We start from the raw sequence: 26,719 nt of genomic DNA, 5'->3' as shown, positions 1-26,719 counted from the left end.
AGCAAACTCCCAGCAGGCTAGCCGCCGAATTTCGCAGAGGACCGGGTAGGAACGGTGATGTCCGTCGCTGTCCCGCCCGTCCCAAGGAGTGCCTCACGTGTCCTCTCTCTTTCCGGCCCTGACCGACGCACCGGGCGAGCGGGTCGCCCTGCGGTTCGGGGAGCGGTCCTTGACGTATGCGGAGCTGGCGGCGGCGGCCGGGGCCGTCGGGGAGCGGGTGCGCGGGGTGGAGCGGGTGGCGGTGTGGGCCACGCCGTCACTGGAGACCGCCGTGGGTGTGGTGGGGGTGCTGCTCGCCGGGGCCGCCGCCGTGCCGCTCAACCCGAAGTCGGGCGAGAGGGAACTCGGGCACATCCTGGCCGACAGCGCGCCGGGGGTGGTGCTCGCGGCGCCCGGGGAGCGGCTGCCGGACGCGCTCGCGGGCATCCGGCGGGTCGATGTCGACGTCCGGGAGCGGACGGCGAGGGGCGGGCAGGACGTCGACGACGGTGATCCCGCGCTCGTCGTCTACACCTCCGGGACCACCGGGCCGCCCAAGGGGGCGGTGATTCCCCGGAGTGCGCTCGCACACACCCTCGACGCGCTCGCCGACGCCTGGCAGTGGACCGGCGCCGATGTGCTGGTGCACGGGCTGCCGCTGTTCCATGTGCACGGGCTGGTGCTCGGGATCCTCGGCCCGCTGCGGCGAGGCGGGTCCGTGCGCCATCTGGGGCGGTTCTCCACCGAGGGCGTGGCGCGGGAGCTGAACGACGGGGCGACCATGCTGTTCGGGGTGCCGACGATGTACCACCGGATCGCGCAGGCGCTGCCCGAGGAGCCCGAACTGGTCAAGGCGCTGGCCGGGGCGCGGCTGCTGGTGTCCGGTTCGGCCGCGCTGCCGGTGCACGACCACGAGCGGATCGCGGCGGCGACGGGGCGGCGGGTCATCGAGCGGTACGGCATGACGGAGACCCTGATGAACACCAGCATCCGCGCGGACGGCGAGGCCCGGCCGGGCACGGTGGGTGTGCCGCTGCCGGGTGTGGAGCTGCGACTCGTCGACGAGGCGGGGGCGGCCATCACCGCGTACGACGGGGAGAGCGTCGGGGAGATCCAGGTGCGGGGGCCGAACCTGTTCCGTGAGTACCTCAACCGGCCCGACGCGACCGCCGCCGCGTTCACCGACGACGGCTGGTTCCGCACCGGCGACATGGCGGTGCGCGACCCGGACGGGTATGTGCGGATCGTGGGACGCAAGGCCACCGACCTGATCAAGAGCGGTGGTTACAAGATCGGCGCCGGGGAGATCGAGAACGCCCTGCTGGAACACCCGGGGGTGGCGGAGGCCGCCGTCACCGGGGAGCCGGACGACGACCTCGGTGAGCGGATCGTCGCCTGGGTCGTGCCCGTGGATCCCCAGTCCCCGCCCGGTGCCGGGGAGTTGGCCGACCATGTCGCCGCCCGTCTCGCCCCGCACAAGCGGCCCCGCACGGTCCGCTATCTCGACGCGCTGCCCCGCAACGACATGGGGAAGATCATGAAGCGGGCACTGACCCATGACTGACGACCGGAGGACCGCCCGCGAGGCCCTCTCCCTCGTCTGTGACGACTTCACCGAACTGCCCTCCCCGTCAAGGGAGTCCGCCGCCGACGGCCCGCTCGGCTGGCAGGGCTACGACGCCTCCAGGGCCCGCGCCGCCGAACGCACCGGCGAGTCGGAGTCCGTGGTCTGCGGTACGGGGACGGTCGAGGGCACGCGCGCCGTGCTGATCGCCTTCGAGTTCGGCTTCCTCGGCGGCTCGCTCGGTGAACGCACCGGCGACCGGCTGGAGTCGGCGCACCGCCACGCGCGCGCCCACCGGCTGCCGGTCGTGGCGCTGGTGGCGACGGGCGGCAGCCGGATGCAGGAGGGCATGCTCGCGCTCACCCAACTCCAGCGGGTGGCACGGGAGTCGGCGCTCACCCGGGAGGCCGGGCTGCCGCAGGTCGCCGTACTGCGCGATCCGACGACCGGTGGCGGCTGGGCCACCCTCGGCGCGGGCGCCGATGTGACGCTCGCGCTGCCGGGCGCCCAGGTCGGCTTCGCGGGGTCGCGGGTCCGGCCGCCGGACGCCGACCCGGCCGCGTACACGGCCGAGGCGCAGGTCGCCGCCGGATCGGCGGACGCCGTCGTACGGCCGCGGGAGCTGCGGGAGACGCTGGGGCTGTGGCTGCGGCTCCTCACCGGGCGGTCGGAGGCGCCGGCGTCCGTGCCGGAGCCGCTCGGTCCCGACACGGCCCCGCCCGCCACCGGGTGGGAGGCGGTCCGGCGCGCCCGCTCACCTCGACGGCCGCGCGCCGACGCCTACTTGGACGCCCACTTCACCAGCAGGGTCGCCCTCTCCGGCGACCGCTGCGGCGGCACCGATCCCGACGGGATGCTGTGCGGCTTCGGCTCGGCCCGCCGCGACGGCCGTACGATCGCCTACGCCGCGCAGACCGGCGCGGCCACCCGCCCGGCCGGTTACCGTACGGCGACCCGGCTGATCCGGCTCGCGGACCGGCTCGGCATCCCGGTGCTGACCCTGGTGGACACGCCGGGCGCCGCGAACGACGCGGAGGCGGAGCGGCAGGGCGTGGGCCCGGCGATCGCGGAGCTGTTCGGCGCGGTCGCCACGACCCGGATCCCGGTCACCACACTGGTCGTCGGCCAGGGCGGCTCGGGTGGCGCACTCGCCCTGGCGGCGCCCGGCCGCACCTGGGCCACGCCGGACAGCTACTTCTCCGTCATCGCCCCGGAGTCTGCCGCCGCGATCCTGAAGCGACCGGCGGAGGAGGTGCAAGCGACGGCGGACCAACTCCGGCTGCGGCCACAGGACTTGGTGGAGCTGGGGGTGATCCGGCCGGAGGTTTGACGCGTCGCGACCGGTGCTCAGCGCACTCCGACCGCGCAAACTTCGCTTCGCAGGTCAGGCCGGGCGCCGTTCGTCGTGCTGTGCCGTCACCAGGAGAGTGCCGATGTGGCCCTCTTGAGGAGCGGGGATTTCACGGGCGAAGGCGTGCGAGAACCCGGCGGCGCGTAGCTTGTCGGCCCACTCTGCGCGCCGGTAGCGGGGGCGTGGTGCTTGTACGCGCCGTCGTTGTACAGGCGGCAGATGCCCCACCAGACCGGCGTGTCGAGGATGAGCTGGTGGACGCCGATGTCCACGAGCTTGCCGACGCCCAGATGCACCTCCGGGTGCTCGATGCAGCCGATGGTGTACATCACCGCGTTACCGAGGACGCGTTCGGCCATGTCGCGGACCATGGTGTGATCGCGGAGCAGCAGGGCGATTTCGCGGTCCCACAGGCTCATGCCGCTGTCGAAGACGTTGACGGTCAGTTCGGTGATGTGGGGTGCGACCGCGTTGAGCAGTTCCTTCGGGTCCCGTGTTCGGGTCGAGGCGGGACGTTCCAGTGCGACGGTCATGCGGTGGTGCTCCTCTCGATTCGGTTCGAGTGGTGCTGTTGATGGCGCCGAGGAGCGTAGGGGACGTGGGCCCCGGCGCCATTTCCCGCCCGCGCCCGACTGCCAATCGGATATCCGGGCGGAAATCTGTGGAGTGCTCAGGCCGGCTGTCGCTGCACGAAGTGGGCGAGTGCCTGCGCCTTGAGGCGGGCGAGGCAGTCAGCGCATGCATAGAAGGGCGCGTGCTGGCCGTCCCACTGCACTGGGCCGAGCCAGATCACCATCAGGCATGTGCGCCCGCATCCAAGCCAGCAGTCGCCCGTGACCCACTGCTGTTGCATCCTTCCTGCCCCGGGAGGGCCGACGATGAGGAGCCAACCAGTCGGGTCGGCCGGTTCGACATCCGGCTCGGGGGCGCCCGTCATCTCGACCAACGTCAGCAACGCCCGCGCGACCACGCCGAGGTCATGCAGCAGCCTCCCCGCTCGGTCGGCCGATCGCGTGGCAGGGTCCAACACCTCGTCAGCGTGCCGCAGAGCGACGAGTGCCACGTCGCCCGTCGACTTGTTCATGGTCGGCACGCGCGCGGCCACCTCGGGGGCGAGCAGCCGCACATGCCCCTCAAGCTGTAGCACCAGCGTTTCCGTCTCGGCCGCCGACCTCGGACGCACGTCCCACAGCGCCGCGTGATACGCCGCCTTGATCGTCTCCCCGTCGATCGGGGCAGTTTCGCTAGCGCCCACAGTCCGCCTCCTCCACCGCCGGGACGCCGTACATGCCCGCGCACGGAACGCAGGAGTACAGGTCGACGCCCGCCACGATGCGCGCAGGGAACCGACGGTCAGTGCTTCCGGCACACCAGCAGCAGGAGGCGCCCTGGCGTTGCCGGTCGGTCAACTGCTCGAATTTGATCGCGGGGGCGTCCACGAGGCCGCCCGTGGAGGGCTGCTACGGCGCACAGGGCATGTACGGCAACGGCTTCCGAGGAGAAGTCAACCCGGTCCGGCGCTGGGCCTACACGCCGGAGATGTGGGAGGGCGTCTTGCGGACGTACGGCTTCCTCGAGGTCTACGCGAAGGTCTTCGAGGCCCCCGACCCGAAGAACCTCGGCACACTCATCGTTCAGGCCCACGTCGTCTGACCCATCAGGCGGGGACAGGCACGGCCTTGCCGACGAGTTCGCTTGCACGCTCGGCCAGGAGCGGGGCAAGTTCCTGGTACCAGCCCCGCCCTACGGCCTGGAGCATCTCGGCGACGGCGATCTGTTCGGCGAGGTGCCCGGCTGGGGTTTCCAAGATGTCCGCGAACTCCTTACGGACGCGTTCGGCGACGGCGGGTACGCGGAGGCTGCTGACGTAGAGCACAGCCGGGTCGTAGCCGACCGGGACGGCGCCCCAGCGTTCCCAGTCGAGCAGGTTGAGCGGGTGGTGGGTGAGGTTGGCCCATTGGATGTCTCCGTGGCCGGTGACGCGCTTGGTGATGGCCGGCGCGGGGATACCGAGGAATTCGGGGAACACCCGGTCGGCCCACTCCTGGCGGATGGTGGTCCGGGGAGGTTCGGCGGCGGCGAGGGCGTCCAGGCTGGTACGAAGGTCAGTCCACCAGGTGTCTGGCAGACCGGGGTCCTCGGCGAGATCGGTGGCCCCGGGGGAGATGACGGGCTGGGCGATGTGGTCGGTCAGTTCGGCCTCGAACACGTACGGCGCGTTCTCCCAGCGGTGCAGACCGTGCAAGCGCGGGCGGGGCACGTCACCGGATACGCGCTCTTCGGCGATGACGATGCCTGTGGTCATCGCAGCGGCTGTCTTGGTGATGTCCCCGCAGTGGACGCGGAGCCACTGGTCGTCAGCAGTGCGGGAGCCGATGGTGCGTCCGAGCCAGCCCCAGGAGACCGGGCCGGTGAGGGCGGTCTTGAAGTGGTCGGCGGCGAGGACGAGAGCGCGCTCCATGCGCGTGGCGGTGGCCTCATCCTTGGGCGAGTACATCGGTGACCTTTCTCAACTGGTCGGGGGCGAGCTGGGCGGCGGTGGCTTTGAGCGCGGCGTTCCAGTGCTCGGGGGTGCTGGCCGACAGCAATACCACGTCCAGGCTCGGGCAGGAGACGGCCGCGAGGAGACTGGCGGCGGCCGGAGTGGCACCGGGACGGATGAACTCGGCGAGTTCGGGTGTGACCAGGTGCGGTAGTTCGCCGCCGTGCAGGGGCGAGGAGCCGAAGGTGGTCAGCCCCGCCATGCGGGCGTGTACGAGAGGGCCGCGACCGTCCAGGGCGAGGCTGATCGGCCGGGCCATGACCAGGCTGACGGGGAGCTGCACGGCGCACAGGTGGTGTTCACCCGATCCGGCGGCTTCCTGTGCCAGGGTGAGGAGTTCGGGCACCGTAAAGGCGCCGGAGTCGAAGCTGGACCAGGTGGCGACGCCGTACCCGCCGATACGTCCCGTGTCCGCGTACTCCTCCAGGACGGCGAAGGCGTCCCGCAGCCGATCGTGCAGCTCTTCGCGGTCGAGGTGGGCGCATTCGGGGTTGTGCACGAACACCACGTCGGCGCGGCCGAGGACGCCCAGAGAGCGGGAGGTTTGCCAGCGGAGAAAATCCGCGGTGAGGCTGTGGCCGGCCTCGGCTTGCTCGCGGGTGAGGATTCCGGCGCTGACGGCGGCCTCGGCCTCCTCCCGAGCGAAGAACCCCGTCTTCGTGGACACCTTGGCCTGCGGGTGCTGAAGGAGGACGGACGCGAGAAGAGAGTGGGCCTCCCCGGCGCGGTAGTTGGGGGCGGTGTCGGTCCAGGAAGCCCCGGCCGCAAGGGCGGTGCGCGCCATGTCGCCAACAGCGCGCACCCGGTAGGTCCCCAGGCCGAGAACGGCGCTCACGGCGCCACCCTGACGACTGCCAATGCCTGTCCCCTGATCAGGACGGACAGGAGATCGGCCACGTCCTTGACCTCCAGCCCGGCGGCGTCGGCGAGTTCCCCGATGGTGGCGGGTTCTCCCGTGAGGAGGGCGCGGAGCACAGGTGCCGCCTGACCCGCGAAATCCCACTCGGTTCCGGCGGCGGAGAGAGTGACGGTCGCGGCGTCGGGGGTAGCGGTGAGGCGCGCGCGGGCGGCTGTGCTCCTCACGGTGATACCCCGGTCCGGGGGGAGGTTGTTGACGTACGGCAGGGACGGGGACGGGCGGCCGAAGTGAGTGGTGTCGCTGGACTGTGCCCATCGGTCGATCAGTGCCGGATCGGACAGCGCGGTCATCATCGCGGTCCGCAGGGCGTCCAGATATGCGGACTTCTGCACTGGGTCGGCGTGCCGGGGGATGTCCATCCGCATGACGGCGTCGTTGTGCAACTGGTCGGCCACCCAGTTGACGAGGTTGGCTCCGGTGTGGGTAACGAGACCGAACGTGAGGTGAAGGGATGCTGTTCCTTGGTCGGCAGTGACGGTGTGCCACCACCCACGCGGCAGGTACAGGACGTCCCCGGGGCTCAGGACGATGTCCGCGACCGGCTCGCCCTGGGGTTCCTCCGGGGTCTGAACATCGCGGTACGTCGGGGCCGTCCGGGTCGGCCCCCAGAGCTTCCAGCGTTTCGCCCCGTGCATCTGGACCACGACCACGTCATGGTCGTCCCAATGACGCCCGAAGCCTTCCCGCTCCGTCCAGGAAGCGTAGGCGTTGACCTGGACGGGTGTACTGAGGAAGCGTTCGAGTGCTTCGGCGGCGGAACCGACCGGTGGGTGAATCGCGTCGATCGCGTCCACGACCAGGGATGCGCCTGCCGCAAGCCGGGCATGCAGCTCGGCGGGGTGGGTGCGGTGCCATGTCACGCCGCGCCGGTTGGTGAAGGGTGCCGAGTACCGGTCAAGGGGGACGGTCACGCCGTCCCTGGAAAGCCGTAGGCGTGGTGGTTCCAGGCGGTGAGTGGCAAGGATGGTGTTCAGATCGTCCCAGGACAGGAGAGGGGTCGTGCCGGACCCATCCGCCGGGAAGACAGCGTAGGAGCGGTGAAGCGCCTGGGTGAGGAACCGGTCCTCACCCAGGCGCACCGCCCACGAAGCGGAATCATGCATCGTGGGCGCCCCGCTCAGGAGTCGTTCTGATCGGACTTGCCGCCCGTGTTGTCGGACGGCACATCGGTGCGGGCACGGGCCGCCTGGATACGGCGGACGGCAACGAGCAGGCCGCCACCCTCGTCAGCGGCAGTGTTCTCGTTCATGGCATACACCTTCCTCTTCGGTTCTCCCGCCCCGGCTGGGACGGGAAGCCTTGAATAGAGCCGACTTGTCCGGGCCGTGGAAGAACGGTTTCCGGACAGTGGATCTAGGTGGCGCCGGGGATCTCGGGAGACGTCGGCCCCCGGCGCCGTCTTCCGCTCCCTCGACCTGTCCAGGGTTTTCGGAGCGGAAATCCGCGGGGGTCAGGCGGTGGCCGGCTGCCGCTGCATGAAATACGCGAGGACCTGCGCCTTGAGACGGGCGAGGCAGTCAGCGCATGTCATGCAGGGGGCGTGCTGGCCGTCCCACGTCACCGGGCCCAGCCAGATCACCGGCAGCCCCGTACGCCCGCAGCCGAGCCAGCAGTCACCCGTGACCCACTGCACCCCGCTCACAGCCGGGTCACCTCCGTCTTGACGACGAGTTCGGCCCAGGTCGTCTTCCACCGTCGCCGCCCTGTGCCGTGCAGGTCATAGCCCCAGCGGTCCGCCATCAGCTCGACCAGCAGCAGCCCCCGGCCGCCCTCGCGGTCGCTGTCGCCGCAGCCCATTTCCGGCAGGCCCCGGGATGTGTCGGTGACCTCGATCCAGACGCGGTTGTCGGCGATTCGCCGAGTGGCTACCCGGAGGAGGCGGCAGCTCGTGTGCCGCACCGCGTTGCTGACGAGTTCGGAGACGATCAGTGTTCCCGCGTCCGCCAGTTCGTCTATCCGCCACGTGCTGAGCGACGCTGCGACGAGGCGGCGGGCGCGGCGCGCGGATTCCGGCTCACAGGGCATCGTCTCGGCATAGCCGGGGACACCGGTCGCGTTGGGTCTGGCCACAGTCGTCACAGGGGTCGTCTCCTCGGGCTGGGACGGCCCGCCCACGACGGGGGGCATGGGCGGGCCTCTCCTCCACTGCCGCCGGGGCGGGGAGCCTGCGGATTGCGCCCGGCGACTGTCCACCAGTCAACGACTCCAACAGCCCTGGAAACAGGAAGGGTTGGCATTCATCCACTCGCAACCACCGGAAGACTTTACGTTCCTATTACCTCGCTCCTGGTCCGGATGGTGACCGGCGGTCTACCGTCAGTTGCATGGGAGCGAACGCCGTCCTCAAGGCCCGGATGGAGGAACTGGGGCTTAAGCAGGACGAATTGGCCGACCGGCTGAACAAGGCGCTGGCTGAGATCACCGGAAGACCCGGCGACATCGGAGACCGAACCGTCAGAAACCTGCTGAACGGCACGTCACGGCGTCCGATCGGGCGTACGTGCGTGGCCTTGGAGCGGGTGTTCGGCTGTCCTGTCGAGGAATTAGGGTTCAGCGCACCACGCTCCATGCACCGCCCCCAGGAGGACCCCGTGCGGCGCCGCACATTCCTCACCTCGGCCACCGGGACCGCAGCCGCCCCCCTGGTGGGACAACGCCGTTCGGTCGGCATGTCCGACGTCGAGAGAGCCGCCGCCGGGATGCACGCCCTTGTCGAGGCCGACGACCGCCAGGGCGGACACGCCGCACTGGAAAAAGCCGCCCTCGCCGGCCGTGACGAAGTGCTCGGCCTCCAGCAGAAGAACGCGAGCGAACGAGTCCGCCGCTCCTTGTTCGCGCTCGCCGCCGAGTACACCGCCATCGCCGCCTGGTCCTGCATCGACGCCCGCAATCCCACCCAAGCACAGATCTACCTGAACGAGTCCACGACGTACGCCGGGCTCTCCCAGGACGGCCCGACTGTGATGCGGGTATGGGTCACACAGTCACTCCTCGCGACACAGCGCCGGGCGTGGGCGGAGGCCCTCGCGGCGGCGCAGGCCGCCCAAGCCTCTCCAGCGGCCCGCCGAGACCCGTTCTTCGCCTCCTTGGGGCGCGTCCGCGTCGCTCTCGCGTATGCGTCTCTCGGCGACGGACGCGGCGCCGTGCGGTCGTTCGAGTCGGCTCGCGAAACCTTCGCCAGAGCCCCAGAGCTGGAACGTCCCCGCTGGGCGGCCTTCTACGGCCCGGCCGAACTCGACCACCTTGGCGCCATCATCCACAGCCGTGACGGCCGTTATGCCCACGCCGAGGCCCTGGCGCATCGCTCCCTCGCCAGAACCCCGGCCGTCTTCCGCCGTAACCGGGCTCTGACCACCGCTCAACTCGCCCTCGCGCAGCTCCATCAGGGGGACATCGAGCAAGCCACGACCACGGCCGCCGACGTCTTCACCGTCATGGACGGGGCTCCGCTGCCCGCCCGGATGCGCACGCTGATCGGCGACTTCCACCGCGACCTCTTCACCCTGGCCCCCTCCACCACCTACGCACGAGACTGGGCAGACCGCATGCAGACTGAATGGAGCCGATCGTGATTGAGCTGCGGCATTTCCACCATGGAAACCTCCCCGAAGGCTTCCGGCAGACGCTCATCGACGTGCACGACGACGCTTACGCCGACGCCATGGACGACCCGTTCAACCAGCGATTCCCCTGGTTCGTTGACCACTGGTCCGGCATGGACGACTTCACCTGTGTCGTGGCGTACGACGGGGACGAACCGGTCGGCTTCGCCTACGGCGCACCCCTCACCGCCGGCCGGGAATGGTGGCGCTCCACCGACTACAAGCCGCAGAACGGCTACACGTCCACGTACGCGGTGTCCGAACTCATGGTCCGCCCCCGGTGGCGCAAACAGGGGGTGTCCGAGCAGCTTCACGAGGAGCTGCTGAAGGAGCGCACGGAAGACCTCGCCGTCCTCCTGGTCGATGTCAGCCACCCCAAGGTGCAGGCGCTCTACGAGTCATGGGGATACGCCAAGGTTGGCGAGCAACGCCCCTTCGCCGACGCGCCCCTTCTCGGGGTCATGGTCAAGAGCCTGCGCCCCGTCCACGCCTAAGAGCGACCGGCAGTAGGCCGTGCACTGCTGGGAAACTGAGTCGGTCGCGACGAAGCGAGCAAGGGCTCACATGATCACGGGAGTGTTGACGCTCCGTGACTGCGAGGGACCTCTTATCCGTGTTACGTCATCTCTGTTCGGAGCGCGCCATCCCATGCCTCGGCGGCGGCACGATTGACGTCCTCATGAAACGATTACTTGACCGATCACCGGCCTCGGCATCCTGTGTCTTGCTCCGCGGCCCAAGTCCTCAGCCGGGTGACGGCCTCTTCCCGTGAAAGCGGGCCGCGTTCGAGATGCAGATCTTGTAGATAGCGAGCGGCCGCACCGATCAGTGGGCCTGGAGGTAGGCCGAGCAGCCCCATGATCGCCTTACCGTCCAGAGCCACCGGGACGTCGGGGAGCCTCCTGTATTTCTCGATCTCCGCGGAGGCACGCGCTGTTCTCTCCTGCTCCGCCAGGTGCTCCTGATGCCACTCGTTGTAGGTCGCCGCCCATCGAGCAGTCCGGCCGGCCGACTGCCAGCCGTCCATGTCCTGTTCCCAGCCAAGCCCCACCTCCAGGAACAGGTCGTGGTAGCTCGCCCGCTCGGAGCTGCTCGGAACGACATCGAGCAGGGCGAGAGCGGCATTGATCGGCCAGTCTTCCCGTGGACCGGTGAAGTCCCAGGTATGGGCCGGACCCCACACCTTCGCGCCGGTACGCCATACGGCAGCGGTCTGGTATCCGTCCCCTCCGTGGAAGTCTGCCTCCACGTAGGCGATCGGCCCGCCCCGGGACCAGTAGCTCAAGGTCTGCTCGAAGGCGGGCGACATTACCGTGAATGGTTGACCGGGCCCGGTGCCATCCTGATCGGTAAGCCCAGTCTGCTCCCCGAGGAGCTGTGTGGTGACAGGCACCAGCCCCATGCGCTGTCGGAGCGGGGCGACAGCCGTTTCCCGAATCCCGGCAGTCTGGCTCCTGAGCAGGTCGAAATTCCCAATGACGGCGTTGAGCTCGTACGACATTCCCGCAGGGTAGCCGCACAGCAGTCACACGGAGGTTCGATTTAAGAGCGCCCTGCAGTAGGTGTCACTTCAGGCGCCTGCTGGTGGGGCGGCCGTCCCAGCGGTAGCGCGAGGTCGCACGGCGGATGAGTATACGCAGTGTGACGATTGCGGCGGACAGGTAGAGGTAGAAGTCCACTACCCGGCTGTGCTTCTCGGTGCAGCGCCGCAGCTTGCCGAAGCTGTTCATCCACGCGTGGCTCCGCTCCACCACCCACCTCTTGCCAGCCTGTATCGGGGCGGGGACGCCCTTGCGGGCGATCTCTCCGGTGAGGCCCAACTCGCCGAGCGCGCAACGGGTCTTGTCGCTGTCGTAGCCGCGGTCCAGGTTCACGTTGGCTTGGTAGGGAAGCCCGCCGACCTGCTCGTCGGCGGCCCTGAGGGTGGGCACGAGGAGTGGGGAGTCGTGGCGGTTGGCCCCAGCCGAGACGATGCCGAGTGGGATGCCGGTGCTCTCGGTGGCCACCGAGCGTTTCAGGCCCTGTTTGCCCCGATCCACTGGGGAGCGTCCAGCGGCCTCGCCGCCGCAGGGGGCCTTGGTGATGCAGCCGTCCACGGAGAGTTCGTCGAGCTCCAGGCCGATCATGCGGTCGTACGCCTGAAGGGCGAGCGCGTGGATCTGCTGGGCTATCCCGAGCTGCGCCCAGTACTTGACGCGGCGTCTGATCGTGCGGTCCGAGCAGCCGGGGCCGGCGATGCGCTCGTAGCCGGACCCGTGTACCAGGGCAGCGATGACGTAATCGAAGACGACCCGGTCGGGGATGCGCGGGTTATGGCAGCCGAGTGGGTGCGTGTCGACGTGCTCGGGCAGCAGCACCGCGAACTGGTCCCACAGCGGTTCGAGCAGGCATGATGGCAGGACAGGCACGAGCCCCCCGGTGATCACTGAGCGTAGACAACTCCATGATCACCTGGGCTCGTGCCTGCTCGGTCTCCAGGGCGCCCAATGGGGCACTCAGCATGCCTACTGCCGGGCGCTCTAAGAAAAACGAAAAGCCCCTCGCCCCCGGAGCGATCCGGCCGGCGAGGGGCTTCGTCATGTCAGGCGCTGATGTATAGCTCCACCTCGACCAGTTCGCCGGTCTCAGGGTGGTCGGCGGTGAGGCCGCCAAGCTGCCCGATGATGTCATCGGCGACCGTCTCGGGGTCGATGGGCTGATCGGCGATCACGGTGAGGTGGTAGGTGTACGACGGCATGAGGGTCTCCAAGCCTTCGGCGGACGCCGGTCGTTGGGTCGGTGCCGTGATCGTTGCCGGGCCGCCGGAGTCGAACGATTTCCCGGTTTCGTGCACGCCTGTGACCAGCACCTTTCTCGCGCTTCTGCGGGTCAGCGAGATGAGTCCGTACTGCCTTCATCGTCACTCGAACGAGTGACCCTGTCCGATAGGTCGAACATGCGAAAGCCCCCGCCGTCCCGAGTTGGGACTGACGGGGCTTCGTCGTACGGGGTCAGGACTCCTTCGACCCCCACCGGGCCGTCTCGATCTCCCACGCCTTCAGGTGATGCCCTGCTCCGCCCACCCGTCGATCGTCTCGACCCCGTACAGGGTGAGGGCCGCGATTTTCTCGGGCCTGCCGCTGCTGCACGGGCAGTCGAGGACGGTCGCATGCTCCTCGGCGCGGCAGACCACGGAGCAGGGCATGCCCCGATACAGGCTGGGGGGTGGCGTCGGTGGAGCCCTGCCGTAGCGACTCGGGCGCGGCGGGAAGGCGTCGTGGCGGGATTCCGCCCGTGCCGGGGTACGGCGGAGAAGGAAACAGGACAACTTCCGGCACCGTCCGCAACAATGAGCGAGCACAGTGACACAGGAGGACGGGGGCGCCGTGGACGGGCTGGTGGAGTTCAGGACCGAGGACGGTGTGATGGTGACCGTCGAGACCGGCGACGAGCGCACCGGGTCCCGGCTGGCGTCCCGGGGTGACGGCGTGGCGCGGGCGACCCGAACCTTCGAGCAGTCCCTGGACGGGGTGCGTGCGGCGGCCGAGTCGGCGCTGCGGGTCTTCCGGGACGGCTCGCTGCGGCCCGACGGCGTGGAGATCGAGTTCGGGGTGAAGCTGTCGGCGGAGACCGGCGCGATCATCGCCAAGGGCGCGGCGGAGGGCCACCTGGTGGTCCGGCTGAGCTGGTCGCCGGGGAGCGGGGACGACGCCGAGGACGCCGCGATCTGGGCGGCCGCCGCCCGGGACGCCCTGACGGATCCGGCCGCCGGGGAGTCGTCCGCATCCTCATGAAGAGCGCCGAATGGCATGCCCGGATCGAGTACGCGGGTGCCGTGGCCGGCGCCGGTTTCCTGGTCACCCCGCGCACGGTGCTGACCTGCGCGCACGTCGTGGACGAAGGCCCGGCGGACGCGCTGACGGTGACCTTCACCGAGCGCCCCGACCTGCCGTCGCTGCGGGCCCGGGTGGTCGCGCACGGCGGCTGGGCGGCCGACGCCCCGACCGACCTCGGTGACCTCGCCGTCCTGGAGCTGGAGCGGGCGGTGCCGATCACGCCGGCCGCGCTGGCCCCCGTGGGCGCGGCGGGCGGTCCGGCCCCGCGCAAGCTGCTCGTGTACGGCTTCCCGGTCGGCTTCGACGAGGGCACCCTCGCCGAATGCCGGATCACCGCCCACCAGTTGATCAGCCGGGAGTGGATCCAGCTGGAGGCGTGGCAGCTCGACGGCCACCCCCTCGCCCAGGGCTTCAGCGGCGCCGCGGTCACCCTCGTGGACACCGGCGAGGTCGTCGGCATGGTCACCGCGGCCGCCGGTGCGCGGGACGTGCGCAACGGGCGGATGATGCCGACCGAGGTCATGACCCGCTACTGGCCCGACCTGGAGGGCCTGGTGCCCACGACCGGTCACCGCGGCGCCGACCGGGCCAGGCTGCGCGACCTGGTCGAGCGGGCGGTGCGCGCGGGCGTCGACTGCGATCCCGTACGGCTGTATCGGGCGGTGATGGGCGACTGGGATCCGGAGCCGCCGGAGGACGGCTTCGACTCGCTCTGGTCGGCGGCCTTCTTCGTGCTCTGCGAGCTGGACGGCCCGGACGCGGCGGCGACCGTCACCGCCTTCGCCGACCGTCTGGAGGCCCTGGTCACCGCCTGGGCCGAGCCGCCCGCCTTGGCCGAGCCCGCCGTGGCCCCCGACTGGTCGCCGATCCTGGTCGACCTCCAGCACAGCGGGGCGGGCGACGGTCTGGTGCGGGTGGAGGTGTCCGCGTACAGCGGGGGCCGCCGGCACCCGGTCGACGCGGACACCGTCCCGCAGTCCGGCCTGCGCGCCTACGTCCAGGACCGTATCGAGGCGGCCTTCGACTATCTGACGCCCGGCTCCGACGAGTTGATCGCCTTCGCGCTGCCCGGCGACTGGATCGACCTGCCCGTGGACCGCTGGGAACTGGGGCCCGACGACGCGACCCCGCTGGGCTGCCGGTACCCGCTGGTCGTGACCGCACAGGCGCGGCGCAGGGCCAGCACACGGCATCTGCTCACCAAGGCGTGGCTGATGCTCGACGGGCAGCCCGGCGCGCGGATGCACCGCGTGGAGTGCGGCACCGCCGAGCCGGTCGGCAAGCTGCGGGCACGGCTGCTCCAGTCCGACCCCTGCGTGGTGAGCTTCGCGGCCACCCCCTCCGCCGTCCCCACCAGGTCCCACTTCACCACCTCGCTCACCACGCCCGCTCCGCTCGTCGTCTGGTCGCGCGGCGGCTGCGGCGACGGGCCGCACGAGGAGCCGTGCACGGGCGGGGACGGCTGCGCGGGCAAGGAGTTCCTGGACGAGCTGGACGCCTGCCTGACCCGCCGCACGCCCGCCGAACTCCCCCGGTCCATCTGGGAGTTGCGCCTGGAGGCCGACGCGGAGGAGCAGCACTGGGCGCGTGACATCCAGCTCCTCTGGGACGATCCCCGGGTGTTCACCGACCCCCACGCCCAGACGACGGCGCCCGCGCGATCGCCGGTGGCCTGAGCACCGTACGAGAACTGGAAGCGAGACCGGAGTCCCCCCATGCCGCAGTGGTCCGTCTACACCGGGAACAGCGAGCCGCACGACGGCATCGTCCGCCTGCCCGAGCCGCCGCCCTGGCGGGCCTTCGACGGCGCGCCCGTCGTGCCCGCGCCCGGGCACGCCGACGACGAGGCGGCCGTCTCCCCCGACCGCATCCACCGCGCCCGCGCGTACGTCGCCACGCCGGAGAGCGTGCAGCTCGTCAACGCGGCCCTCGTGCTGCGCCGCCCGCTCCTCGTCACGGGCCCGCCCGGCACCGGCAAGTCATCACTGGCGTACGCGGTGGCGCGCGAGCTGCAACTGGGCCCCGTCCTGCGTTGGAACATCACCAGCCGCAGCACGCTGGCGGACGGGCTGTACCAGTACGACCCGCTGTCGCGGCTGTACGCGGCCAGGCAGCGGGCGTGGGGCAGGGACCAGGAGCCCCTGCGCAGCGACGTCGAGGACCATCTGCGCCTCGGCCCCCTGGGCACCGCCCTGCTCCCCTACGAACGCCCGCGCGTCCTGCTCGTCGACGAGATCGACAAGAGCGACCTGGACCTGCCGAACGACCTCCTGAACGTCCTGGAGGAGGGCCAGTACGAGATCCCCGAACTGCTGCGTTCCGCACGGCACTCGGCGCAGGGCGACGACGACACGGCGGAGGTGCTGGCGGACGGCGCGGACACGCCGGTCGCGGTCACCCGCGGCCGGGTACGCTGCCGTGCCTTCCCCTTTGTCGTCCTGACGAGCAACGGCGAGCGCGAGTTCCCGCCCGCCTTCCTGCGCCGCTGCGTCCGACTCCAGCTGCTGCGCCCCGACCGCACCCAGCTCACGGAGATCGTCCACGCGCACCTGGGGACCCCGGCAGACGCGGCGGAACCCCTGATCGAACGGTTCCTGGACCGGGCGAAGGGCGGCGAACTGGCCACGGATCAGCTGCTGAACGCCATTTACCTGACGGGGGTGGCGGGGCTGGACGCGGAGTCCCGCGACGCCATGGCCGAACAGCTCATGCCCTACCTGAGCGCCACGGCGGACGGCGATGGCTTCTGACGGAACGAACAACTCCCACGGCTACGGCGAACCGGGCACCCCCAGCCCCACCGCCGCACCCGCCCACGCCATGGCCCGTCTCGCGGAGGTTCTGGGGGCTGCCGCGCAGGCTGCCGGGGCGGGGCCGGAGGCTGTGCCCACTCCGCGGGAGATGGCGGAACTGGTGTGGCTGGCCCGGCAGTTGGAGGAAGCGGAGCGGGCGGGAAGTGCCGGAGGGGCCGCCGGGTCCGAGGCTGCGGGCGCCTCCGTCGGCCGGCAGGAGCAGCCCCGTGCAGCCGAGCCGCCTGTTCCTGGCCCGTCCGCCCAGCAGCCCGGTACTCCCCGGGTTCCCCTGCATCTGCCCGAGTCCCCCCGGCAGCCCTCCGCGCCGCACCCGGCCACGGGCCCCGCGAGCCCACCCGTCCTGGCGCCCGCCCCGCCGATGCTGCACCACCCGCTCGCCCTGCAGCGCGCCCTGCGCCCCCTGAAGCGGAGGGTGCCCGCGCCGCGCGCCCGGCTGCTGGACGAGCGGGCCACCGCCGACCGCATCGCCCGCCTCGGCGCCCACCCGGACGTCTGGCTGCCGGTGCTGCGCCCGGCACACGACCGCTGGCTGCGCCTCGCCCTGGTGCACGACACGGGCCCGACCATGCCGGTCTGGCGGCCACTGGTGCGCGAACTGCACACCACCCTCGCCCAGTCCGGCATCTTCCGCACGGTCACCCTGCACCCGGCCGGCCCCGACGGCCACGCCCGTCAGGTCCCGGTCCCGGCGGACGGCCGTACGGCCACGCTGGTCGTCAGCGACTGCATGGGCCCGCAGTGGCGCCCGGGCCCGGCGGGCACCCTCTGGTACTCGACCCTGCGGCACTGGGCGTCGAGGATGCCGCTGGCCGTCGTACAGCCGCTCCCCGAGCACCTGTGGGACACCACCGCCCTCCCCGCCGAACCGGGCCTCCTCTCACCCCCGGCCGCGGCGGCCCCCACCGCCACCCTGACCTTCACCCCGTACGACCCGGACAGCGCGCCCCGGCCCCGCGCCGCCGTCCCCCTCCCGGTGCTGGAGCCGGGCGCGCCCTGGCTCGCCAACTGGGCCTCCCTGCTGGCCGATCCGGGCGGCGGCCGGCTGCCGGGCGCGGCGGCCTGGCTGCCGACGGCGCCGCTGGGTCCGGCCGAGTTCGCCCCCGACCTCGCGGCCGCCTCCGCGCAGGAGCTGGTGCTGCGGTTCCGCGCCACCGCGTCCCCGGAGGCGTTCCGGCTGGCCGGTCATCTGGCGCTGGCGGTGCCGTCGGTGCCGGTGATGCGTCTGGTGCAGCGCACGGTCGACCGCGATCCGCGCCCGCAGCATCTGGCCGAGGTCATCCTCAGCGGCATGCTCACGGCCGTACCCGGGCCGCCGGGGTCGTACGAGTTCCGGCCAGGAGTACGTGAGTTGTTGCTGCGGACGCTGCCGCGCACGGCGCGTGGCCGGACGCGGGAGTTCCTCGCCCGGGTGGGCGGGCTGATCGACGAGCGGGCGGGGCTGGCGGCCGGTGAGTTCCGGGCCCGGACCGGCGGGGACGACGCGTTCGCGACAGTGCGGGAGGAGACGGTACGGCGGCTGGGCGGGGACCCGGCGGAGGCCGTGCCCGGGCCGGATGCCGGCGCCGGGTCCCCACTGTTCGCCGGGCGGTATCGGCTGGAGGGACGGCGGGGGCCGGGCCGGCGGGTGTGGCAGGCGGTGGACACGCAGAGCGGTGAGCGGGTCGTCGTCCACCTGTATCCCGAGCAGGGCGTGCCACCGGAGCGGTTCCTGAGGGAGGCGGACGCGCTCCAGCGGATCGACTCTCCCCATGTGCTGCGGCTCCTGGACTTCGGTTTCCAGGGGGAAACCCCTTACCTGGTCGCCGAGTTCACCGAAGGGGTGACGCTGGCCGAGCTGCTGGACGGAAGCGGACCGGATGTGTCCTTCCCGGTCCTGGCCCGACTGGTGTGTGACGGTACGGCGGGCCTGGAGACCCTGCACACCCACGGGTTGGTACGCGGTCAGCGCTCCTGGGACGGGCTGCTGCTGCGCCCCGACGGCACGGTGATGCTCAGCCGGGTGGCGCTGGGTGAGGAGTCCGAGGGCAAGAGCGCCGGGGCGGACCTGCGCGGGTTCCGCCGGCTGCTGCGGGAGCTGGCGGAGCAGATCTCGGCGCCGCCGGACTTCGAGGACCTGCTGGAGGAGGTCCGGCACGGGCCCTTCCCGACCGCGGACCGGTTCCGTTCGGCCCGGGACGACGACGGGCTGCGCGTCGAAGTGCTCGGCCCGCTGAGCGTCAGCCGCGACGGCAAGCCTGTGCACATCACCTCGCCCGAGGCGCGGGCCCTGTTGTGCCTGCTCGTTCTCCGTCGCGACCGCCGGGTGACCTACGCCGAGCTGGCCGCGGGCCTGTGGGAGCGGCCGCCCGGCGAGGAGGAGTCCAGGCACCGTATCGAGACGCTGGCCCGGGGGCTGGCACGCGTCCTGGGCCCGGGCACCATCGCCGCCGCCAAGGACGGCTTCGCCCTGTACGCGCCGGCCGCCTACGTCGACGCGTTCCTCTGCGAGATGATCCCGACCCTCAAGGCGCGAGATCCGGAAGGCAAGCGCAAAATGCTCACCTCCGCCCTCAAGCTCTTCAAGGGCGACCCCCTCCACCGCATCCCCGGCCCCTTCGCCGAAGCAACCCGCACCCGCCTGCGCGCCCTGCGCCAGGACATCGAGGCCGCCCTCGCCCAGGCCGCCCCGCCCGCCACCCTCCGCATAACGGCCGACACCGACCTCGCCACCCGCCCCGAGACCCGCATCACCCTCGAGTACGCCGTCCACCAGGTCCTCTCCCGCGGCGCGCTCACCGCTCAGCAGTACGAGATCCGCGTCCGCCCCGACGGGTACCTGGTCCGCATCGCCCCCGACGCCACCCTGCTCCCGGTCCTCGTCGCGGCCCTGCGCTGGTTGCCGGGCCACTGGTCCACGCTCCCGGCGCCGCCGCGCCTCGGCGTCGTGTTCGAGTCGGAGCAGCCCGTCGGGGACACCGGCGCCCTGGTCACGGTCGTCGTGCCGCCCTCCCTCTACGCCGCCTTCACGGCCAGCTCCGCCGCCTCCGGCCCGCACCGGTTCCACCCCCTGTACGGCGACAGTCCGCACTCCCCCGTCGCCTGGTACTGGCCGGGCCCGCCGACCGACCGCCGCGACCTGGTGAAGGGCCCCTCCGTCACCCAGGACCTCGGCCGCCTCGGCATCCCCGCCCCCGGCCGGACCGCGATCGTCCACACCCGCCCCGAGGGCCCGCTGACCCTGCTCGGTCCGGCCGCGCCCCACGGTGGCCCGGTCACGTACTACGAGGTCGACCTCACCCCCCACCGCGCCACCCGCCGACTGACGCTCCCCAGCTCCGGCAAGGGAGACTTCACGGCCGCCGTGGAGCTGTCGTGGCGGGTCACCGACCCGGTCGCGTTCGTGCGCGGTGAGACGGCGGACGTGGCCGACCGCCTCTTCGCGCACGTCGCGGAGACCGCCCCCCGTGTCACCCACCGCCATTCCCAGCGCCGCGCGGCCCGCGCCCAGCGCGCGCTCCGTGCCGAACTGGGCAGATGGCCCGTCCCGGGCCTGGCGGTGACCTGCACGATCACGCTCGCCCCGGAGTACGCCCCGCCCCCGGAGGTCCGCCGGCCGGGCGGCGCGCCCCGCCACCCGTCGGAGCTGCTCGCCGAGGCGGAGACCGTGCTGTTCGGCTTCGACGGGCCGATGGTCCGGCTGTTCACGGCGTCGAGCGCGCGGACGGCCGCGCTGGAGCTGCTGGCGCTGGCCGCCGAGCACCGTGACCCGCAGGAGGCGCTGACAGGCCGTCCGCTGGCGACGGCGGCCGCGCGGGAGTCGCTGGTGCACCCCCTTGACGTGCTGCGGGTCTTCGCCCGTGAACCGCTCGGGCCGGTCCTGCGCCGCCGTCTCGACGAGCTGGAGCTGCGCGCGGTGCCGGACGCCGCGGCCACCCACCTCGCCGTTCCGCTGATCCGCACCCTGCGCGGTTCGGGGCGCCGGGTGTGCGTCGCCACGGACGTCTGTGAGCAGGCCGTCCACCGCTATCTGGAGTCCTACCGGCTGCGGCTGTCCGGTGTGCACGGCCGCGCCGACGACCTGAACCTCCTCATGCCGAACCCCGACTGTCTGCGGCGCGCCCTCGCCGAGGCCGCCGGACCCGCCGTCCTGATCGGCACCACGGTCGCCGAGCTGAGCGCGGCGGAGCGGCTCGGTCTGGACTTCGTGGGGCTGGCCCGCAATCCGACGGTCGAGCAGGACCTGCGTGCGGCGGGCTGTGAGGTGACGGTCCGTTCGCTGGCACCGCTGCTGGAGGTCGCCCGCACCCTGTGAACAAGAACGCCCGTTCAGCGGCACCCCGCCCGGCCCATCCGAAAAGGCGTCCCTCCCGCCGCCCTCGCATGATGCGAAGGAGGCCGACCGCCCGGCGGCCCACGGTCTGCTTCTCGGGAGGACCCGCCCATGACCGCCAGCCTGGAGCAGCTGCGCCGCTGCCATTTCGCCGTCGACCTGGGTGCGGCGAGAACGCGGGTGTATGTGAAGGGCGCCGGGCTGGTCGTCGACCAGCCGTCCGCCGCCGCGGTGAACACCCGCACCGGCGCGCTGATCGCGGTCGGTGAGTTCGCCGAGAGGATGACGGGCCGCACCCCGCACTACATCCGGGTCGTGCGGCCGGTCTCCGGCGGCACGGTCGTCGACATCGAGATGGCCCAGCGCATGCTGCGCCACCTCCTCGGCGACAAGGTCCGCCGCCAGCTGCGCCGCAAGCCCCGGCTGCGCGCCGCCGCCTGCACCCCGCACGACGCCGACCCGCTGGCCCAGCGGGCGGCCATCGAGACCCTCGTCGGGCTCGGCGCGCGGCGCGTCGAACTCGTCGACACTCTCATCGCCGCCGCCGTCGGCTGCGGACTGCCCGTGGAACGCCCCGAAGCGACCATGGTCCTGGTGTGCGGGGCCGCCGCGACGCAGGTCGCCGTGCTCTCCCTCGGTTCCATCGTCACCGCCGAACGCATCCCGGTGGGCGGCGAGGCGGTCGACCACGCGATCGTGCAGCACCTGCGCCACGAACACGAGTTGATGCTGCCCAGCCAGTCCGTACGGCCGCTGCAGCTCGCCCTGTCCGGCAACGGCCTCACCCCGCACGGGCCGGCGTCCACGGAGATCCACGGCCGGGACGTCGCCACCGGCCTCGCCCGTTCCGTGCAGGTCGACACCGCCGCAGTACGGGACGCCATCCAGACCCCGCTGACCGCCGTGCTCGACGGCATCGGCAAGGTGCTGCGGGACTGCCCGCCGGACCTGGTCGCCGACCTCGCCGACCGCGGGATCATGATGGTCGGCGGCTCGGCCCTGCTGCCCGGCTTCGACCAGATGCTGCGCCAGGCCACCGGCATGCCGGTGCACATCGCCGAACGCCCCGACATCTGTGCCGCCCAGGGCCTCGGCGCCATGCTGGAGGGCCGCATCCAGCCGCTGGAGCTGGATCCGCTGGGCGCCTGACCCCTCATACCGGAAAGCCGAACGGCTGACGGTGTACGACGACGGCGTGCGGGGCAGGCGCACCAGAGAGCGTGCGGGCGTGTCGTACGGCAATGTCGTCAACAGTGAGGCGGTGGCAGACCCCGGTGGAGGAAGGACGGCTCAGAGCAGGAGAGGACCCGCTGGTCATCGACGGCCGGGTGAACGCCGGCCGGGCGGTGCTCACGGCGCGGGGCGAGCTGGTCCACGGCTGTGCGCGGGTGCTGGACCAGGAGCTGGCGTCGCTGCCGGCGAGTACCCGCAGGGTGGAGCTGGACATGGCGGGCGTGGTGTTCATGGACACGGCCGGGCTGCAGTTCCTGGAGGCGCTGGACGCCTACGGCCACCGCTCGGCGGTGCCGGTCGCGGCCACGCACTGGACGGGGCAGCCGCGCCGCATCCTGGAGCTCGCCGGTCTGGACACCAGGGACCCGCTGCACTCCGCCCCGGAGGCGGCCGAGCCCCGTGGGCCGGGCCCGCTGCCCTCGGCCGTGGCCCTGGAGCGCGCGGAACAGCTCCACGGCCTGCGCCAGGAGGTCGAACAGCTGCGCCAGGCGATGGCCTCCCGCCCGGTGATCGACCAGGCGCGCGGCGTGCTGATGGCCGTCCACTCCTGCACCCCGGACGAGGCGTGGGACATCCTCCGCGAGGCGTCCCAGCTGTCCAACACCAAGCTGCGCACGGTCGCCGCCGCCATCACCGGCAGTGCGACCGGCCCCGCACCGCCGCCGGAGGTGCGGGCGGCCCTGCGCACAGCGATCGCGCGTCACCGGTGAGAAACGGCCGCCCGCGCATGCCACCGCGCAGTGCCGCCCCATGTGCGCCGCCATGTGCTCTCCCACGTCACCGACAAGCGGTCAGGAACGATCGGAATGCCGCCGGTTGACGCCATGCGGTGTTCGGCGGCGGGTCCGGACGGGCATCGTGAAGGCAAGGCGGTACGGCAACGGGGCCGGCCGCGCGACCGTGTGGGCCAGGTGGGCCGACGAGACGTCAACTCTCGTACGAACAGGCCGGTGTCCGGCTTCCGGCGCGGCGTGCCCGACCCCTACGATTCACCTGCCCCGGGGCGATGACCCGCGGCGGCCGCGCGGTGCCGCGTGCGCGCGGGCGTCCTGGGCCGTGCCGGACACCGTGCGGACCGTGACGGAGGGGGAGACCGGACGATGGCGACACCAGGACGCGCCCGCTTACGGCGGCCGCTGCAGGCGGTGCCCCGCCTGGTGCTCGCCGGCGCGGGCGCGCTGGCCGCCGGCACGGTGTGCGGGCTGCTCCTGGGCGTCACGGGCATCGCGGACACCTCGGCGCTGGTGGACTCCGGCGCCTATGTGTTCGGCGCCGGACTGCTCCTCGCGGTCGGCCTGTACGGCAGCACGTACGGGATCGATCTGAAGGCGCTGCGCGCCGACCTGAGCGGAGTGGTGGCGGCCGTCACCCTGGGGGTGGTCCTGAAGGCCGCGCTGATCACCGGGGTGATGCTGCTGGTCTTCCGCAGGCCGGAGGCCCTGGTGCTGGGGATCGCGGTGGCGCAGATCGACCCGCTGTCCGTGGCCGCCCTGGGGCGCAACGGGCGGATGTCGCCGCGCGCCCAGTCGCTGCTGACGGCGTGGGCGTCGTTCGACGATCCGATGACCGTGCTGCTGACGCTGTATCTGGCGGGCGCCGCCTACACGGCGTCGGGCGGCGAGGGCACGCCCGAGGCGGCGGCCGGCGGCGCGGGCGGCTATCTCACGGGGCTCGGCCTCAACGCGGCTCTCCTCCTCGGCGTGCTGCTGCTGTGGTTCGTGGGGCGGCGGGTCACCTCCCGGCTGCCCGACACCCCGTCGGGCCGGCGGGCGACGGGCACGGCGGCGGTGCTGCTGATCGTGACGATGCTGGTGCTGGCGGCGGCGCAGCAGCTGATGCCGGCGGTGGCGCTGGCCGGGCTGGTGGTGCGCTCCGTGTTCCTCGGCAGGGCGGTCGACCGTGCGGTCGGCGGCGCGTACCTCGCCGCGTTCTCGGCGCTCGGCCTGCTGCTGGCGCACGGGGTGGCGTGGTGGCCGGGGTTCGTCCTGGGTGTGGCGGCGTTCGGGGCGCAGGCCGTGGTGGCCCTGGTGGTGATGCCGCTGTTCGTGCGGGGGCTGGCGCGCACCGACCGGATCGAGCTGGGCCTCGGCCAGCAGAACGGCATCACGGCCGTGCTCATCGCCCTCACCCTGGAGCGGGACTTCCCCGGGACCGCAGCCACCGTCGGTCCGGCCGTCATCACCGTCAATGTGCTGTACGGGGTCTCGCAGGCGCTGCGGGCCCATCCGCCGCGCCGGTGGCGGCGCCCCGCCGGGGAGCCCCCCGCCGAGGAACTTCCCGCCGGTCCCGGACGTCCCCCACGGTACGACCGGCCGGCGGTGGGCGAGCAGGTGGCGGACCGGCGGACGGTCGCGTAGCGCGGCGCGCGAGGCGGCGGGAGACGCGAGAGGGGGCCGGTCACGGCGAGTCCGACGAGGCACACGAGGCGGGACCAGGCGCGCAGGACACCAGGCGTTGCAGGCGTACGAGGCATCGGTCGACGGTGGCCGAACGGGGAGAGGCGTATGAGGCAGCGCACGGGACGCGGTCGGCACGGGCCCTGGCACGGCGGCCGCTCGCCGGGGGCCCGGCCGGTGGAGCGTAGCGCCGGTGCCGCGCGCGGGCCGCGCCGGTCCGGTGTCGTGCTCACGGCGGCCTGTGGCGCGGCCCTGGTGCTGGGGGCCGCCGCCCCGGTGTGGGCCGCGCCGGGCGCGTCCGAGGAGCGGGACGTGCAGCTGGTGTACTGCCTGGGCCCGGCCCACCGTGACGACCTCGTCGCCGCGGCGGTGCGCCTGGGGCTGCTGCGGCCGGGCAGCACGGCGGACCCGGGCGGCGGTGTGCTCACGGACTCCACGGAACGCCCCACGGTGGAGCGTTGGGCCGAGCGGCACGAGAAGGACTTCTCGCGGGCCTGCTCCGCGCTGATGGCCGCCGACTCCGACTCCCCCGGCCCGGCCACCGGGGACAAGGGCGACGGCTGGTTGGGGACGTTCGGGACGGCCCTGCTGCTGTCGGTCGCCGGTGTGCTGTTCACGCTCGGCGGCCAGATGTCGGAGCGGGTCTCCGCCGAACGGCGGGAGCTGCGGCGGCGGCTCGGCGAGGACGAGGCCGCGTTCCGGACGTCGGCGCGCGCCTATCTGGCGGCGTACGAGAACAATCCGGGTGTCGACCACACGGCGGTGCGTGAGGCGCGGGAGGCGCTGGCCGCCACGCTGGTCCAGGTACCGGGACCGGCGGCCCGGCGGCGTGCCGCGCGGCGGGTCGCCGACGAACTGCCGCTGGCCCGGCCGCTGCCGTCCGCGCGGGGCGGCACGGTGCTCGGCAAGGACGCCCGCGCCGGTGAGGCGCGCGGCGCCGGTGAGGCGGTGGACGGGGTGCCGGGCTCCGTGTCGGAGCTCGACCGCCCGCCCGGCTACTGGAGTGTGCGCACGGTGCGCGAACGGTACGCCCGAGGCACGACCACGGGGGCGGGCGCATGACACAGTCCGTTCAGGCGAACCCGTACGGCGTGTACGTGCCGGGCAGCCGATCCCATCTGTCCTGGCTGAGCACTCCGCTGCCGCCGTTGGACGACCACCCGCTGGTGCCCTGGGAGGAGCCGAGCCACGCCGGGCAGTGGGTGGGCGTGGACCATGCCGAGGAGCAGGTACGCAAGTTCGAGGAGTGCCTGGGCCTGCTGCCCGAGATGATCCTGCCCCAGGTGGACCGCGGGCACGTCGTGGTGGTGACCGGGCCGGTCGGCATGGGCAAGACGACCCTGATCCACCGGTGCGTCCATCTGATGCGGGAACGGCTAAGCGAGTACGCCGCGCGGGCCGAGGGCGGTGCGGCGGGCCCGGACGCCATCCGGCCGCCCGAGCCGGTGGTGGTGATGACCGGCGGCTACCGCAATCACGCGGATTCCGTCAGCGTGGACGAGCGGGGCCGGTTCGCCACGACCGAGGGCATCAACGGCGCCATACGCAAGAAGATCGTGACCGAGCTGGAGCGGCGGTTCACCGATGCCGTCAAGGGCCGGGTGCCGACCGACGGGGATGTCTTCGAGGCGTTCGCGGAGATCAGCACGATCCTCGCGGAACAGGACGCGATGCTGCTGGCCCTCGTGCCGCACATGGGCTGGCGGGACGACATGGGGTCGGTGCGCACGGAGTTCCTCAGGAGCTGTCTGAGACACGCGCGCAGCCGGATCGTACTGTTCGTCGAGGTGGGTCACCACGATCCGCGCACGGCACACGACGACGTGATCGCGGTGCTGGGGGACCAGCCCGCGCTCACCCATCTCTCGCTCGGCAGCCTCACCCCGGAGGACACCGTGAAGTTCAGCCAGGCGGCCCGCGCGGGCCACCCCGACCCCGACGCCCCGCTGCCCGCGGTGGACGCGCCCCGCGATCCGGACGCCTGGAGCCGCTCGGACGTACGGCAGTTGCGCAAGACCTGTTTCAGCGTCGCCGAGGAGCAGCGCACCACACACGGCCGGATACGGGTCACCGCCTCGGACCTGCCCCCGCCCGTCCCCGACCTCGCGTCGATGACCCGCAGACGGTCCGGGCCGGGCCCCGTGCCTCCCCAGCCGTCACCCCCGCCGGGCTCCTGACCGGCCCCGCGTCCCCGCA

Annotated in this window: 26 protein-coding genes; 14 read left to right on the top strand and 12 right to left on the bottom strand. The window is 72.2% G+C overall.

The genetic code is table 11. The features are described 5' to 3' along the window. Positions 1–97 precede the first annotated feature (97 nt). Both ACH5AC_RS12025 and ACH5AC_RS12020 read left to right on the top strand, forming a co-directional pair. Positions 98–1,543, top strand: coding sequence for an acyl-CoA synthetase (locus tag ACH5AC_RS12025; protein ID WP_398861600.1), 1,446 nt, complete (start codon positions 98–100; stop codon positions 1,541–1,543). Continuing rightward, positions 1,536–2,873, top strand: coding sequence for a carboxyl transferase domain-containing protein (locus ACH5AC_RS12020; protein ID WP_398861599.1), 1,338 nt, complete (start codon positions 1,536–1,538; stop codon positions 2,871–2,873). Before ACH5AC_RS12025 ends, ACH5AC_RS12020 begins: the two co-directional genes overlap by 8 nt. Before the next feature lie 86 nt (positions 2,874–2,959). Here ACH5AC_RS12020 and ACH5AC_RS12015 read toward each other — a convergent pair whose 3' ends face one another. Continuing rightward, the gene (locus tag ACH5AC_RS12015; protein WP_398861598.1) at positions 2,960–3,427 is read right to left on the bottom strand and encodes a hypothetical protein; all 468 of its coding nucleotides are present in this window, start codon (positions 3,425–3,427) and stop codon (positions 2,960–2,962) included. Positions 3,428–3,564: 137 nt separating this feature from the next. Then, positions 3,565–4,149, bottom strand: a complete 585-nt coding sequence (locus tag ACH5AC_RS12010; RefSeq protein WP_398861597.1) for a DUF6415 family natural product biosynthesis protein — start codon at positions 4,147–4,149, stop codon at positions 3,565–3,567. Positions 4,150–4,250: 101 nt separating this feature from the next. Between ACH5AC_RS12010 and ACH5AC_RS12005 the strand changes: the two genes are divergently transcribed. Then, a complete protein-coding gene (locus ACH5AC_RS12005) occupies positions 4,251–4,547 on the top strand; it encodes a hypothetical protein (RefSeq protein ID WP_398861596.1) in 297 nt (98 codons plus the stop codon). A 4-nt stretch (positions 4,548–4,551) separates the two neighbouring features. Here ACH5AC_RS12005 and ACH5AC_RS12000 read toward each other — a convergent pair whose 3' ends face one another. From ACH5AC_RS12000 to ACH5AC_RS11975, 6 genes are all read right to left on the bottom strand, one after another. Next, on the bottom strand, positions 4,552–5,391 hold the full coding sequence (locus ACH5AC_RS12000; RefSeq protein WP_398861595.1) for a hypothetical protein: 840 nt from the start codon (positions 5,389–5,391) through the stop codon (positions 4,552–4,554). Then, complete coding sequence (locus ACH5AC_RS11995) at positions 5,372–6,271, bottom strand: aldo/keto reductase (RefSeq protein ID WP_398861594.1); 900 nt, start codon at positions 6,269–6,271, stop codon at positions 5,372–5,374. The genes ACH5AC_RS12000 and ACH5AC_RS11995 overlap by 20 nt, the downstream gene beginning before the upstream one ends. Further along, complete coding sequence (locus ACH5AC_RS11990; protein ID WP_398861593.1) at positions 6,268–7,458, bottom strand: cupin domain-containing protein; 1,191 nt, start codon at positions 7,456–7,458, stop codon at positions 6,268–6,270. The genes ACH5AC_RS11995 and ACH5AC_RS11990 overlap by 4 nt, the downstream gene beginning before the upstream one ends. Positions 7,459–7,472: 14 nt before the next feature. After that, positions 7,473–7,604 (bottom strand): hypothetical protein, encoded by a 132-nt coding sequence (locus ACH5AC_RS11985; protein ID WP_398861592.1) that lies wholly within the window; start codon positions 7,602–7,604, stop codon positions 7,473–7,475. A gap of 201 nt (positions 7,605–7,805) precedes the next feature. Beyond that, positions 7,806–7,997: a hypothetical protein gene (locus tag ACH5AC_RS11980; RefSeq protein WP_398861591.1), complete on the bottom strand. Its 192-nt coding sequence runs from the start codon at positions 7,995–7,997 to the stop codon at positions 7,806–7,808. Beyond that, a complete protein-coding gene (locus tag ACH5AC_RS11975) occupies positions 7,994–8,482 on the bottom strand; it encodes an ATP-binding protein (protein WP_398861590.1) in 489 nt (162 codons plus the stop codon). The genes ACH5AC_RS11980 and ACH5AC_RS11975 overlap by 4 nt, the downstream gene beginning before the upstream one ends. A gap of 197 nt (positions 8,483–8,679) precedes the next feature. Between ACH5AC_RS11975 and ACH5AC_RS11970 the strand changes: the two genes are divergently transcribed. Next, entirely contained in the window at positions 8,680–9,927 is a 1,248-nt protein-coding gene (locus tag ACH5AC_RS11970) for a helix-turn-helix domain-containing protein (protein WP_398861589.1), read from the top strand. After that, positions 9,912–10,451 carry a GNAT family N-acetyltransferase gene (locus tag ACH5AC_RS11965; protein ID WP_398861588.1) on the top strand — a complete coding sequence of 180 codons (540 nt, stop codon included), beginning with the start codon at positions 9,912–9,914 and terminating at the stop codon, positions 10,449–10,451. Before ACH5AC_RS11970 ends, ACH5AC_RS11965 begins: the two co-directional genes overlap by 16 nt. Before the next feature lie 206 nt (positions 10,452–10,657). Here the strand turns inward: ACH5AC_RS11965 and ACH5AC_RS11960 are convergent, their stop codons facing one another. The 4 genes from ACH5AC_RS11960 to ACH5AC_RS11945 form a co-directional block, all read right to left on the bottom strand. Beyond that, positions 10,658–11,458: a hypothetical protein gene (locus tag ACH5AC_RS11960; protein WP_398861587.1), complete on the bottom strand. Its 801-nt coding sequence runs from the start codon at positions 11,456–11,458 to the stop codon at positions 10,658–10,660. Positions 11,459–11,522: 64 nt separating this feature from the next. Then, positions 11,523–12,365, bottom strand: a complete 843-nt coding sequence (locus tag ACH5AC_RS11955; protein ID WP_398861586.1) for an IS5 family transposase — start codon at positions 12,363–12,365, stop codon at positions 11,523–11,525. Positions 12,366–12,538: 173 nt separating this feature from the next. After that, entirely contained in the window at positions 12,539–12,805 is a 267-nt protein-coding gene (locus ACH5AC_RS11950; protein WP_398861585.1) for a hypothetical protein, read from the bottom strand. A gap of 189 nt (positions 12,806–12,994) precedes the next feature. Then, positions 12,995–13,141 carry a hypothetical protein gene (locus ACH5AC_RS11945; RefSeq protein ID WP_398861584.1) on the bottom strand — a complete coding sequence of 49 codons (147 nt, stop codon included), beginning with the start codon at positions 13,139–13,141 and terminating at the stop codon, positions 12,995–12,997. A gap of 157 nt (positions 13,142–13,298) precedes the next feature. Here ACH5AC_RS11945 and ACH5AC_RS11940 point away from each other — a divergent pair, with 157 nt between their 5' ends. From ACH5AC_RS11940 to ACH5AC_RS11900, 9 genes are all read left to right on the top strand, one after another. Next, positions 13,299–13,730: a CU044_2847 family protein gene (locus ACH5AC_RS11940; protein ID WP_398861583.1), complete on the top strand. Its 432-nt coding sequence runs from the start codon at positions 13,299–13,301 to the stop codon at positions 13,728–13,730. After that, complete coding sequence (locus tag ACH5AC_RS11935; RefSeq protein ID WP_398861582.1) at positions 13,727–15,448, top strand: trypsin-like peptidase domain-containing protein; 1,722 nt, start codon at positions 13,727–13,729, stop codon at positions 15,446–15,448. The genes ACH5AC_RS11940 and ACH5AC_RS11935 overlap by 4 nt, the downstream gene beginning before the upstream one ends. Positions 15,449–15,487: 39 nt before the next feature. Further along, on the top strand, positions 15,488–16,522 hold the full coding sequence (locus ACH5AC_RS11930) for an AAA family ATPase (RefSeq protein ID WP_398861581.1): 1,035 nt from the start codon (positions 15,488–15,490) through the stop codon (positions 16,520–16,522). Continuing rightward, positions 16,512–20,876: an SAV_2336 N-terminal domain-related protein gene (locus tag ACH5AC_RS11925; RefSeq protein WP_398861580.1), complete on the top strand. Its 4,365-nt coding sequence runs from the start codon at positions 16,512–16,514 to the stop codon at positions 20,874–20,876. Before ACH5AC_RS11930 ends, ACH5AC_RS11925 begins: the two co-directional genes overlap by 11 nt. Before the next feature lie 129 nt (positions 20,877–21,005). Then, positions 21,006–22,043: a rod shape-determining protein gene (locus tag ACH5AC_RS11920; protein ID WP_398861579.1), complete on the top strand. Its 1,038-nt coding sequence runs from the start codon at positions 21,006–21,008 to the stop codon at positions 22,041–22,043. Between the two features lie 92 nt (positions 22,044–22,135). Then, on the top strand, positions 22,136–22,837 hold the full coding sequence (locus ACH5AC_RS11915) for an ANTAR domain-containing response regulator (RefSeq protein WP_398861578.1): 702 nt from the start codon (positions 22,136–22,138) through the stop codon (positions 22,835–22,837). Positions 22,838–23,227: 390 nt separating this feature from the next. After that, positions 23,228–24,484, top strand: a complete 1,257-nt coding sequence (locus ACH5AC_RS11910; protein WP_398861577.1) for a hypothetical protein — start codon at positions 23,228–23,230, stop codon at positions 24,482–24,484. A 147-nt stretch (positions 24,485–24,631) separates the two neighbouring features. Then, positions 24,632–25,585 carry a hypothetical protein gene (locus tag ACH5AC_RS11905; RefSeq protein ID WP_398861576.1) on the top strand — a complete coding sequence of 318 codons (954 nt, stop codon included), beginning with the start codon at positions 24,632–24,634 and terminating at the stop codon, positions 25,583–25,585. After that, positions 25,582–26,700: a hypothetical protein gene (locus tag ACH5AC_RS11900; protein WP_398861575.1), complete on the top strand. Its 1,119-nt coding sequence runs from the start codon at positions 25,582–25,584 to the stop codon at positions 26,698–26,700. The genes ACH5AC_RS11905 and ACH5AC_RS11900 overlap by 4 nt, the downstream gene beginning before the upstream one ends. Positions 26,701–26,719 lie beyond the last annotated feature (19 nt).

Origin of the sequence: Streptomyces sp. NPDC018693 (assembly GCF_044391385.1) — a bacterium.
Taxonomy (GTDB): domain Bacteria; phylum Actinomycetota; class Actinomycetes; order Streptomycetales; family Streptomycetaceae; genus Streptomyces.
Note: the sequence above shows the minus strand (reverse complement) of the source record. Positions and strands in the feature narration are given on the sequence as shown.